The following is a 12,832-nucleotide window of genomic DNA, read 5'->3' as shown; positions in this document are numbered from 1 at the left end:
AATCGAAGATTCACGAATTCCTATTTAAGAACATAATGTCATATGAGCTAAAATGAAAATAAAACACTTAAAATACGGTGTTTAGCAGAGAATTTTAAAACTTAATTATAAATATGAGTGAATTACCTAAATCGAACTGAAGTTATTTATATTTTGTTTCAGGAAGCGACATAGCTTGTGGATACTTCTTAGCTCTACTAATCCTGTAATCAGCTTTTGCTTTGGACAACTGCCCTAATTGTTCGTAACAATATCCTCTACTATATTCCGCTTTACCATCTGGAAAAACTTTCGCATCAATTACACGTGTTAAATTGACAATAGCGGCTTCATATTTCTTTTCTATTAAATTGATGATTCCAATATTTTGAACCGATAAATAATCGTTTGGATTCGTTTTTAAAATACTAAGATATACTTCTCTTGCTTTTTGATATTGTTGTTTAGCAAAGAAACCATACGCCGTTTGATGTTTCGCTTTTATTTCAGCATCACTTAAATGCGATTTGAATTTTAACTTATCTAACACTTCTTTCTTAGCAAGCAGTAGTGTATAACTGTTTGCATTATATGCCAAAGCAGTATCTATTACAGCTAACATGCGCTTGCTATCTTTTGTTACACTATAAATCGTGTTGGCTTTTTGTTTCCACGCTACTGCATCTCTTGGACTCTTTTTAGAATATCGATCCATTACTCGCATTAAGTTAACGGTATCTTCTTCTTTTAAATATACTTTTCTAAGCACATCATAATTTGCTCTAAATCCTGGATAGTCTTTAAATACATTTTCTGCATAATATGTAGCACTGTCAATATTATCGTAGGCGTTGAGATATATTTCAGCTTTGAAGGCTTTGACTAAAAAAGCATCTTTATTATAGTTTTCAGACCTATTTAAAATTTCTAATGCTTCTTCATACTTTTTTGCTTTCACTGCATAATTCGCCAAATACACATTATTTACTGTTCCAATATAACTCAGCTGCGGATAATCAGTCCATTTTTTCTTTATACTCGCATATGAATTTTTTAACTTCTGATCTGTAAACAATGTTTTTCCTGATAAATCTTCTCTCATTGTTCGTTGCAATTGATACGATTTAAAAACTAAATAATTGGAAGCTATGGTTGCAAAACTAATTAAGAACACACAGCCAAAAAACACAAGATGTAGCTTTCCGTTGCTTGTTTTTTGTAATTCGAAAGTTTCTTTGCGTGAAAACAACAATATGAATACGGCAACGAGTAAAAAGTATAGTTGTACTGGCGGACGTTCCAAAGGAAAGTTTAACAACGCATCTAAAGTATATACAATAGCAGATCCTAGGATTACGACCAAAATAAATCGTTTTTCATACTGCTTTTCGCGACGAAACATTTTTACAAATAGAATAAAAGGAAATACAAACAATGACACATACAGTAAGAATCCTAAAATACCAGTTTCTGCTAGTTTTTCTATAAAGTCATTATGAGCGCGTCTCGGATTCATAAAAAGTCCTTCTCGATGTGAGAAATTCGCATAATGTTCTTTTTTTCCAATTGCTTTGTAATTTCCATAACCAACACCAAGAATAGGGTTTTCTTTGAATCGCAAAAATGCCAAATTCCACAGTGTAAATCTTTCAGAACCCAACTGTTTTTTAGTTTCTATTTTTACCGCTTTGGGAATTAAATCTTTTAGGTTATCTGCACCAGATTTAACAGCATCTCTTCCTTTAAAAAAATCGGCTTCACGAGATACTAAAAGTTCTTGTATTGAATTGCTAGAACTCTTGTCCAATCTATTCACATTTAACACTAAAAACCCTGAAAGAATAGGTAAAATTAACAAAATGGCAATTTCGCGTTTGAAAGGCAATTTATGCTTTACAACTCCATATACGAGGTAAGCAATGAAAAGGAAAAATATAATTGATGTAGACAATAAAGCCGTTCTAGCGGAAGCGAAAAACAATGCTAATATCACCATCAATACGACAACACCTGAAATGTATTTCCACACTTTTTTAAAATAAATGAAGCCATATACCACAAAAGGAAACTGAATCGCGAGATAAGCTGCATATATATTCATGTTTCCGTAATTATGTGGAAATAATTTCAAAAATCCGTGAGTTCGTGGACTGCTATAATTTCCTATGAAAAATAAAATAGCTTTCCCAGCAAAATACGCAAGAATGATTGTAACTGCCTTACAAGTGAAATTAAAAAAATAACGAGGATTTTGTCTGATAATAAGATACAAACAATACAATGCAACAATGATATTTACCAAGCGCGACAGATGTACCAAACTTTCACTAACATTTATGGCATTGAAGATTGATACACATCCAATGGTAAAAAAACCTAGAAATAGAAATAAAAACGTTTTGAAATTTTTATGAAAGGAAAAAGCATTAAAAAAAGTGTAGTTCTTAGCAATGAAAAACAAAACCACAACATTTAATACAGATACGTATAACCATTCTGGACCATCATAATCCATTGCGCCCATACTAGGTATAAAACCCGTGAAAAGATACAGCAAAAATAAAAATTTAGAAGTCGTAAACGTCGAGTTATCAGAAACTGTACTTTTTTGGTTATTCTTATTTTTTTTCATTGATCTAGTGTTAAAAAAAGGATGCGAATCTCAAAATTACAAGTCGCGCATTTTCAATTAATATTGTCTAAAGATGACTTACAAAAATAAAGTACGCGAAAACTTAAAATAATATGCCTTGTTTTTTCCAAAGAAACTTGAAATCTCGTTGAAAAGCAAAAAATAGCTTTAATTCCTGTTACAATTACAACTGATTTGATGCAAAAAGTGACACCGCATTCTATGAATAGTTAGTATCTTTGTAAAGATAGAATTCAGACTATGTTAGACATTCAAAAAATACGAAAAGATTTTCCAATCCTCCATAGAGAAGTCAATGGAAAACCCTTAATATATTTCGATAATGCGGCTACTTCGCAAACACCACAACAAGTAATTGACTGCATTGTAGATTATTATTCCAGATACAATGCCAATATTCACAGAGGTGTACATACGCTGAGTCAAGAAGCAACCGATGCGTATGAAGAAGCACGAATAAAAATTCAGCAACATTTCAATGCGGCAAAACCGTACGAGATGATTCTGACTTCAGGTACAACGGATAGCATCAACTTAGTGGCAAACGGATTTTCTTCATTATTAAAAAAAGGCGACGAAATCATTGTATCTGCTTTAGAACATCATTCAAATATTGTTCCTTGGCAAATGTTGTGCGAACATACTGGCGCTATCTTAAAAGTAATTCCAATGTTTGAAAACGGGAAACTTGATATGGATGCGTATGTTTCATTACTGAATGAAAACACAAAATTGGTCTTCTGTAATCATGTGTCCAATGCGTTGGGAAGTATCAATCCAATTGAATTCATCATCGAAAAAGCACATGAAGTAAACGCTGCTGTGTTGATTGATGGCGCGCAGGCTTCTCCACACATAAAAGCAGATGTACAAGCCTTAGATGTAGATTTCTATGTAGCGTCTGCACACAAAATTTGTGGTCCAACAGGTGTTGGCTTATTATATGGAAAAGAAGCTTGGCTAAACAAATTGCCTCCGTACAAAGGTGGCGGCGAAATGATTGATCAGGTTACGTTTGAAAAAACAACCTATGCAGGATTGCCACACAAATTTGAAGCCGGCACACCAAATATTTGCGGTGTTATTGCCTTTGGTGCAGCTTTAGACTATATGAATGACATAGGTTTTGAAGCTATTGCAAGTTATGAGCACGAACTTTTAGAATATGCTACCGAAAAACTTCTAGCTGTTGGCGATGTGACCATTTACGGAACGGAAGATAAAGTAGCTGTGATTTCGTTCAACATAGGCAACATTCATCCGTATGACATTGGGACAATTATAGACAAACTTGGAATTGCCGTTCGTACAGGACATCATTGTGCGCAACCAATCATGGATTTCTATAAAATACCTGGAACGGTTAGAGCTTCGTTTTCATTCTACAATACCAAAGAAGAAATAGACACATTTATAGAAGCGATCAAAAAGGCAAAAATGATGCTTTCGTAATAAAAATACTTAAAAACACCTTTCATCTACAGAATCGACCCATCCGTCGATTCTTTTTTTTGTAGTAAACTGAAAAATAAAGTTGCACTTTATCGAGAACGTCACTATGTACCACTTGTAAACTAAAACCTACTAAATTATTTTATTTACAATAAAACACACTAAATAATACATTTTATCTAAAAAAATAATTCATTTGTTAAAGGATTCACAAAATTTTATACATTTGATCGATTAACCCAAAAACTTAATTCAGGAAAATTATGAAAAAAATTTTTTTAAGTATGATTGCTCTTGCAGCAATTACAGTATCATGTAGTGACGACCAGACTGCGGATACGAATGAAATTCCACAAGAAGCGGTAGATATGAGTGACTTTTACTTATATACGGATGGAGAAGAAAAAGCGGCAGGCGGCTGTTTTAGTATGCAGAAATTAAATCAGCAATTAGACAAAGATCCTCAGTTATTTCAAAGAATGTATGATTTAGAAAAAAGATACAGACAAAACAACGCTAAAAAACCAGGAAATGGTAATGGAAATAACAACGGCGGTGGCGGAGATCCGGAACCACCAACAGATAACTTAGGTGTGGTAACTATTCCTGTATATGTACATGTTGTATATAGCAATAATAATGAAAACATCAGCGACGCTCAGATTAACTCGCAAATGGCTGTTTTAAATGATGACTTTAGAAGAAATAACAATGACGCTAACCAAACACCATCATTATTTTCTGGAGTAGCAGCGGATACTGAAATTCAGTTCTCATTAGCAGGAACATTTAGATATGCAAACTCAAGAACTTCTTGGGGAACGAACGATTTAGTAAAATCAACATATCCACCAGTAACACCTTCAACACACATGAACATTTGGGTATGTAACATTGGTGGTGGAATCTTAGGATATGCACAATTCCCAGGAGGAAACTCAGCTACAGATGGTATTGTAGTAGGACCACAATTTTTCGGAACAACTGGTTACGTAGCAGCGCCATTTAACGGAGGTAGAACTACAACTCACGAAGTTGGTCACTACCTAAACTTACGTCACATTTGGGGAGACGGAAGATGTAACAGAGATGATTTCGTTTCTGATACACCAAAATCTGACAGACCAAACTACGGATGTCCATCATTCCCAACAACGCACTGTCGTTCAACAGATATGACAATGAACTACATGGATTACACAGATGATGCATGTATGAATATGTTTAGTGTAGGACAAAAATCTAGAATGCGTGGCGTATTAGTTTCAGGCGGAGCAAGAGCTAGCTTAGTGAACTAATCAACTACAAGAGTGCTAAAATTAATATTGAAAGACGCCAAATTTGGCGTCTTTTTTTGTATCATTATAGTATTAAATTAAAAAAATTATGAAATATCTATTTTGTTTATTCTCTGTATTTTTATTTGCTGATGGTTGCAATGACAATGCTTCTGAAAGTAAAGCACAAGATGAAGTATCTATTGAGTACGAAGCTTCTACACGCGGATTTTATCAAAAAATAAATGTAAGTAAACAAGAAATTACGGTTCATAACGATAGAAGCGGAAAAGGTATTACAAAAGCCTGTAATGAAGCCGATTGGACGGAAATTATGGCGTTGTTAGACAATATTGATGCGGAAAAACTCAAAGAAAGTTATACAAATACAGATGATGTTGGACGTGATGCCTCAATTCCAGCAACTTTGGCAATAAAATACAAAGAAGATATGGTCAAAAACATCACTGTTCCTCATGGAAATCCTCCAAAAATAGTAGCGCCATTATTGAATAAAATTCAAGCAATGGCAAAAGCAGTTGATAAACCGTAATAGTTGTTGTATTTTTGCGTCTAATATTTTGATTGTGTAAACGGAGAAAAAATGACGATACAAGAAATACAAAATGAAATCGTAGACGAGTTTGCTATGTTTGACGACTGGATGCAACGTTACGAATATATGATTGACCTCGGAAAATCACTTCCATTAATTGACGAAAACCTGAAAAAAGATGAAAACCTCATCAAAGGTTGTCAAAGTAAAGTATGGGTGCATGGAGAAATGGAAAACGACAAACTTGTATTTACCGCAGATAGTGATGCCATTATCACAAAAGGAATCATTGCCATCTTAATCAGAGCTTTTTCTAATCAACATCCTAGCGCCATTATTGAAGCGAATACAAACTTCATTGACAAAATTGGTTTGAAAGAACATTTATCGCCCACAAGAGCCAACGGATTGGTCAGCATGATCAAACAATTAAAACTGTATGCAGTTGCATATCAAACACAATTAAATTAGAAAAAACAATGTCAGCAGTTACAATAGATACAGACGCTTTAGGCGAAAAAATAGTACGCGTTATTAAAACCATATACGATCCAGAAATTCCAGTAGATATCTACGAATTAGGATTAATTTATGATGTTTTTGTCAATGAAAACTACGATGTAAAAATATTAATGACGCTTACATCTCCAAACTGTCCCGTAGCAGAAACGCTTCCGCTAGAAGTAGAAGACAAAGTAAAATCGTTAAAAGAAGTAAACAATGCAACGGTTGAAATTACTTTTGAACCTGAATGGAATAAAGATTTAATGAGCGAAGAAGCAAAATTAGAACTCGGTTTACTATAAATATATGGCTGAAGAAATCATCAATAGAGTTGCGCAAAGCAAGCTAGTTACCATCGATTTGGAGGATTATTATCCTGCTGGAGAACGTGTGCTTTTTGACATCTCAGATTGGTTGATGGAAGGACTAATTTTACGTGAAAAAGAATTCCGAAAATATGCTGCTGCATACAATTGGTCACAACACAAAGGACATTACGTAGCACTTATATGTAGCACTGACGCTATTATTCCTGCTTGGGCATATATGTTGATAAGCGTATATTTGGCGCCTTTTGTCGAAAAAACGCTAATTGGTACCTTGGAACAAATGGAAACATCAATTTATCAAGAAATCATCAACAATTTGGATGTTTCTGCGTATCAAGATAAACCTGTAATTATAAAAGGCTGTGCTAACAAACCTATACCAGACAATGCATACACGATGCTAACTACAAAATTGCACAACGTTGCCAAAAGCGTAATGTATGGCGAAGCTTGCTCTTCTGTTCCACTCTACAAAAAAAGATAAATCGCGATAAAATCATTTAACAATCTGAAAATCATAGGTTTATTAAATTTATGGTGTTTTTGTGTTATCATGCGCAACCATTATCTTTGTTGTCGAAAAACCTAAAAATATTAAACATGAAAAAAATCGTATTTGCACTTGCATTGTTTGTAGGTATGTTTTCTATGAATGCACAAACGGAAGAAGAATTAAAAGCTCAAAAAGCTGAAAAACAAGCTGCCGCAGATGCACTTCAAGCTGAAGCAGATGCTATACAAGCACAAATTGATGCACTTCCAGGATGGGAAGTTGGCGCATTTGGAACCATTGGTGGAAGCATTTCAAGATTCAACAATTGGTATGCACAAGGAACACCCAACAACTCTTCAGGAAATATCGGATTTACGGTAAATGCCTATGCAAACTTAGATCAAGAGAAGTTTTTCTGGAACAACAGTGCCAACATCAACTTGGCTTGGGTAAAACTAGACGACAAAGACGATCCAACGGATAGCGACAAGTTTAGAGAAGCTACAGACGTATTTAACTTAAGTTCATTATACGGACGAAAAATAAGTGAAAAGTTCGCCATCTCAGGATTAATGGAATACAGAACAACAATCTTAAGTAACTTTAACGATCCTGGATATCTTGATGTAGGTGTCGGAGGAACATGGACGCCAATTAAAAACTTAATTGTAGTGATTCATCCACTAAATTACAATTTCGTATTCAGTGATAACGATACCGTATTTGAATCTTCATTAGGTGCAAAAATTGTAGCCGATTATACTAGAAAAATAAAAGCTATAAATTTCAAAACAAATTTATCGATGTTCCAAAGCTATAAAAGCAGTGACTTATCAAACTGGACATGGACAAACTCATTTAGCTACACATTGTGGAAAATGATTGGTGTTGGTTTCGATTTTGGTTTACGACAAAACAAACAAGAAGCTGTAAACTTCAATTTGGCACAAGGAAATGTAAACACTACGTTTGACAACGTAGACAATAAAATACAATCATTCTGGACACTTGGATTAAGTTACAACTTATAATAAACTGTCCTTTATTAACATATATCAAAAGCGCTTCCCAATGGAAGCGCTTTTTTAATTTATTTTTTATAATAAAACTACGGACTTACCGTACGTACTAGCTAATTTATTTTTGTAGTTTTCAACAACCTAAAATCAATAAATTATGAAAAAAGTAAATCTTACGTCGTTAAGACTTAACAAAAAATCCGTTTCTAACCTACAAACAAATACGCTTCATGGCGGTTTTGATAGAGAAACACTCACATTTATTAATGGACTTTGTCAATGTCCAGCACCATCAAGAGCAGATACGGCTAGCTGGTGTATATGCAAGTAATCAATACATATTAAGCGAACTTCGGTTCGCTTTTTTTGCGTTTACAATGTCTTTATAAAACGTTCTGCCACTACAATCTATGTTATCATAAAGACTATTTTTCTTCAAAACTTACGTTAACAAGATTCCAATTTTTCTTAACACACTTCCTCAAAACCCAATAAACACAATACTTTCAAACAATTTATAAGTTAATGATCGGTTAACGAACTCCTTTTGTATGGTTGGCAAAAGTGTTATTCTTACTTTTGAATTGTTGAAACTGACAAAACAGTTCATCACAACCAACCAAATGAAAAACAGAATTACCATACTCATCATTGCTTCCATTGCTACACTTATTGCATTATCTGGCATTCAGGCGTATTTAATAGAAAATACGTATCAATTGGAAAAAAAGCTATTTGTGCAAGAAACGGACGAAGCAATTTCTGATATTGACAATCATCCTGAATTAGATTCAATAACCGATAGTATTGGAGAAGAACTCAAAGCAAGTCTAAGTGACTATAAAAATAAGCGGATTTCGAAGGCTGCATTCATTCAAAAAATAAAAATAAAAGCCGATAGCGTAAATCCACAATATATGAAGCGCTACACTACGGAACTCGATAGTATCAATTTAGGATACAAAATTCGATACAAACGTCAAATTGTTAGTATTGTAACCTTTGACGGGAAAAAAACCGATTCTATTTTTCCAACCGCTACACAGCAAAATTTACTTATTCTCGGAGAAACATTTGACGATGCAGATGCACAAACCATCAAAAGTTCGCGCACGTTTACCGAGTTTGAATTTGTAGACAAACTAAATGACAGTGTGTTTATTAATAGTATTGATGTAGAAATTAAAACGAAAGATCTCATTGTCATTACCGATTGGAAAAGTATTGTATTTCGTAGAATGGCAACCTTGTTAATCTGTTCTGCATTGCTATTCTTGTTTGTGGTTGGATTGCTGTATTATTCCATCAAAAACTTAATCAATCAGAAGAAAATAACGGAAATCAAAACCGATTTCATCAATAATATAACACACGAACTCAAAACGCCTTTGGCAACTTTGGGTGTTGCTTCAAAAAGTTTGAAAAATAAGGAAATACAGCATTCGCCTGAAGCGTTTGAAAATACACTAAATATTGTAGATCGACAGAATACGCGGTTGCAAAAACTCATTGATCAGGTGTTAACGAACAGTTTGAGTTCGCAAGATATTGTACTCTCGAAAGATACCGTTGTAGACACTATCTATTTTAATGATTTGATAGCGGATTTCAAACTCGCTACACAGCAAAAATCATTACACTTGATCAATGATGTATGTGATGAAGATGTCATTTTACGTATTGATACATTTCACTTTACCACGGCATTGTTAAACATTCTAGAAAATGCCATTAAGTATGGAAATGACAAGGTAGAAATTCATCTTAAAACGGAAGTAAGAAACAACAAATATATCATTCAAATTACGGACAACGGATCGGGAATTTCTGAAAAAGATCAGGCACAAATTTTTGACAAATTTTACAGAGTAAGTCACGGTAATGTTCACAATGTAAAAGGACTTGGTTTGGGCTTGTATTACACATATCAAATTGTACATGCGCATCAAGGGAAAATTACAGTACAAAGTGAACTTACCAAAGGAACAACGTTTAGCATTATCATACCAATTAACTAAAAAAGATTCCATTTTCATGGGGAAATGTATATGAAAAAAATCAAAGTTTTATTAGCAGAAGACGATTATGATTTCGGAAGTATTTTAAAGCAATACTTGGCGATTCATGACTTTGATGTCGTTTGGGCAAAAGATGGAGACGAAGCATTGCATGTATTTTCCGCAACGAAACACCAAGAAAACAGCTTTGATATTTGTGTATTTGATGTTATGATGCCAAAACTAGATGGTTTTTCATTAGCTGAAAAAGTAATTGAAATTGACCCAGAAATTCCATTCATTTTCTTAACTGCCAAGAAGATGAAAGAAGACAAAATACGAGGATTACAACTTGGAGCCGACGATTATATCGTCAAACCATTTGAAGCAGATATTTTAGTATTACGCTTGCAAAACATATTAAAAAGAACCCAAAAAGTAAGTATTTCATCAAAAAACGAACAACATTGTACAATTGGGAAATATGTATTTGACGCTGTAAACTATCAATTGAAATTCAATGGAGAAACCCAACGAATTACGGAAAAAGAAGCGCAACTTATTCAGTATTTCTATGACAACAAAAACCAACTCATAAAACGAGAAGACGTTCTCGAAAATGTTTGGGGAAATGATGATTTCTTTTCGGGAAGAAGCATGGATGTATTCATCAGCCGACTCCGAAAATATTTTAAAAAAGATGCTAACATCGCTATTGAAAGTACACGCGGTGTAGGATTGACATTTAAAATCATCAAAAATTAAATATTCATCAACAAACGAACAAATGACTCGAGCATCAATCATAAAACATCAAAAACAAACTTGATAGATAATGATACGAGCTCCATTTGACAATTAAAAAATAGTAAAAATGAAAACATACATCATAACACTTATCGCAATCGTATTTGCTTTCAATGTAAGCAATGCGCAAGAAACACCAACGCCACCGAAAACGCCAACTACCAGCTCTACAAGTGTGAGTAAAAGCACTACAAAAAACGGAAGCACTTCTATTTCTATAAGTTACACAGAAGACGACTATAAATTGCGCGCGCGTTTTCCTAAAAATAAATATGTACAACTCAAGGAACTTATTGAAAAAGAGCTTGGCGGAAAAAATATGAATATTGGCAAAGGATATTCCAAATGGAGTAATGACGAAAAAGTATATTACATAAAACTTACGGAGAAAAGTCTTCGCATGACCGTAGATTTAGATGTGGCTTCGCCAGAACTAGCGGAGAAATTTTCAGCTTTAGGAGAAGATATCAAAATTATCATTTCGGGTACAAATGCGAGTAGCGAACAAGTACGTATGCAACGAAAAGCAGATCGTATGCGCAGTGAAGCCGTACGCATGCAACGAGAAGCCGAACGCTTGGATCGCCAAGTAGAGCTTGAAAAAAGACAGGTAGAACGGTTGGCAAAACGCACCGCAGAACAAGTGAAACGTGAAGCAAAGCGTGTTGAATTGCAAGCAAAACGACTAGAACAACGTGCAAAATTAGATCAGCAACGCATCAAACGCGATGCCAAACGTATAGAACTCGAAGCCAAACGCTTAGATATGGAAGCGAAACGTTTTGAAGAACAAGCACGTCACAAAGGTGGCGTGAGTTCTTACATTAAGCAATTACTAAACGATTCAAAAACGGTATATACGGTAAGCTCAGGAACAGCGAGTAATTGGATTTGGCCAGCAATTCAAAATCAATTGATTGAGAAGTTAACAGCCGATGGATTAATCACAAATGCTGATGAAATTACCCTGACGTCTGAAAGAGATCAATTGTATGTAAACGGAACACAGTTGTCTCAGCGTCAGAATGAGTCGTATCGAAAAATGTTGCAAAACGCAGGCATTCAACCAAGTGCAGATTTTTCATTTTACAAAAAAGGAAATCATATTGTGGTTGTCGGGTTGAATGCAAAAATCAAGAAGTTTTTTAATGACTTATACAAAAATAAGTATATCGCTTCTACAGATGAAGCTGTAAAAATAATGATCAACGGGAATTCAATCGTTCAAAATGGTACTACATTATCAGAGGAAAAAGTAGCTGCTTACAATGCTATTTTGCGGGACAATGGTATTATTCCTGCTCCTGGAAAATTCATTGAAATGAAAAAAGCGGGCAGTTACCGATTGGGTTATAGTTTGGGCAAAAACGGCATTGTCGGCACTTGGATTGAGGAGGATTAGTGATAGAAGTGATGTAAACTTCTAATTTTCGCTTCAACCCGAAAAGTTTGCATCACTTTACAAAAAGCTGAAGGAACGAATAATAATGTTTATTTTTTTCTTTTCTTCTTCTTAGAAACTTTTTCCGCCATGAGCAAAGCATTATACGCATTCACTATTTTGCCTGATTTGGAAAAGGAACAAGTTCTTTTTCTTTACTTGTAGAAGGTTTATTGACCATGATATCATACGAAACACCCGATTCCATGATAATTTGTTTTACTTCGGAAGCTGTTAGGTTTGGATAGTATGAACGGATTAGTGCGGCAACTCCAGAAACAATAGGTGCCGCATAAGAAGTTCCATCAATAAAAGAATACGTATT

General features: G+C 34.4%; 13 protein-coding genes. 11 read left to right on the top strand and 2 right to left on the bottom strand.

The features are described from left to right. Positions 1 to 142 precede the first annotated feature (142 nt). Positions 143 to 2,611: an O-antigen ligase family protein gene (locus tag AA089_RS22015; protein WP_046759181.1), complete on the bottom strand. Its 2,469-nt coding sequence runs from the start codon at positions 2,609 to 2,611 to the stop codon at positions 143 to 145. Between the two features lie 261 nt (positions 2,612 to 2,872). Here AA089_RS22015 and AA089_RS22010 point away from each other — a divergent pair, with 261 nt between their 5' ends. From AA089_RS22010 to AA089_RS21965, 11 genes are all read left to right on the top strand, one after another. Next, positions 2,873 to 4,084 carry an aminotransferase class V-fold PLP-dependent enzyme gene (locus AA089_RS22010; protein WP_046759180.1) on the top strand — a complete coding sequence of 404 codons (1,212 nt, stop codon included), beginning with the start codon at positions 2,873 to 2,875 and terminating at the stop codon, positions 4,082 to 4,084. Between the two features lie 263 nt (positions 4,085 to 4,347). Then, positions 4,348 to 5,382: a zinc metalloprotease gene (locus AA089_RS22005; protein WP_046759179.1), complete on the top strand. Its 1,035-nt coding sequence runs from the start codon at positions 4,348 to 4,350 to the stop codon at positions 5,380 to 5,382. An 88-nt stretch (positions 5,383 to 5,470) separates the two neighbouring features. Then, positions 5,471 to 5,914, top strand: a complete 444-nt coding sequence (locus tag AA089_RS22000) for a hypothetical protein (RefSeq protein WP_046759178.1) — start codon at positions 5,471 to 5,473, stop codon at positions 5,912 to 5,914. Positions 5,915 to 5,965: 51 nt separating this feature from the next. Beyond that, positions 5,966 to 6,388 (top strand): SufE family protein, encoded by a 423-nt coding sequence (locus tag AA089_RS21995; RefSeq protein WP_046759177.1) that lies wholly within the window; start codon positions 5,966 to 5,968, stop codon positions 6,386 to 6,388. Between the two features lie 8 nt (positions 6,389 to 6,396). Next, positions 6,397 to 6,723 (top strand): iron-sulfur cluster assembly protein, encoded by a 327-nt coding sequence (locus tag AA089_RS21990; protein WP_046759176.1) that lies wholly within the window; start codon positions 6,397 to 6,399, stop codon positions 6,721 to 6,723. A 4-nt stretch (positions 6,724 to 6,727) separates the two neighbouring features. After that, positions 6,728 to 7,234, top strand: coding sequence for a DUF2480 family protein (locus AA089_RS21985; protein WP_046759175.1), 507 nt, complete (start codon positions 6,728 to 6,730; stop codon positions 7,232 to 7,234). A gap of 116 nt (positions 7,235 to 7,350) precedes the next feature. Then, positions 7,351 to 8,274: a DUF3078 domain-containing protein gene (locus AA089_RS21980; protein WP_046759174.1), complete on the top strand. Its 924-nt coding sequence runs from the start codon at positions 7,351 to 7,353 to the stop codon at positions 8,272 to 8,274. Positions 8,275 to 8,419: 145 nt separating this feature from the next. Beyond that, positions 8,420 to 8,593 carry a hypothetical protein gene (locus tag AA089_RS25090; RefSeq protein WP_156169246.1) on the top strand — a complete coding sequence of 58 codons (174 nt, stop codon included), beginning with the start codon at positions 8,420 to 8,422 and terminating at the stop codon, positions 8,591 to 8,593. 292 nt (positions 8,594 to 8,885) lie between these two features. Continuing rightward, positions 8,886 to 10,280, top strand: a complete 1,395-nt coding sequence (locus tag AA089_RS21975; RefSeq protein ID WP_046759182.1) for a sensor histidine kinase — start codon at positions 8,886 to 8,888, stop codon at positions 10,278 to 10,280. 30 nt (positions 10,281 to 10,310) lie between these two features. After that, complete coding sequence (locus tag AA089_RS21970) at positions 10,311 to 11,024, top strand: response regulator transcription factor (protein ID WP_046759173.1); 714 nt, start codon at positions 10,311 to 10,313, stop codon at positions 11,022 to 11,024. Positions 11,025 to 11,133: 109 nt separating this feature from the next. Then, positions 11,134 to 12,468 carry a hypothetical protein gene (locus AA089_RS21965; RefSeq protein WP_046759172.1) on the top strand — a complete coding sequence of 445 codons (1,335 nt, stop codon included), beginning with the start codon at positions 11,134 to 11,136 and terminating at the stop codon, positions 12,466 to 12,468. Positions 12,469 to 12,622: 154 nt separating this feature from the next. Here AA089_RS21965 and AA089_RS25775 read toward each other — a convergent pair. Then, positions 12,623 to 12,832 (bottom strand): S8 family serine peptidase (locus AA089_RS25775; protein ID WP_046759171.1); only part of this gene is annotated, 210 nt, incomplete at its 5' end.

This window comes from Kordia jejudonensis (genome assembly GCF_001005315.1).
Lineage (GTDB): Bacteria > Bacteroidota > Bacteroidia > Flavobacteriales > Flavobacteriaceae > Kordia > Kordia jejudonensis.
Note: the sequence above shows the minus strand (reverse complement) of the source record. Positions and strands in the feature narration are given on the sequence as shown.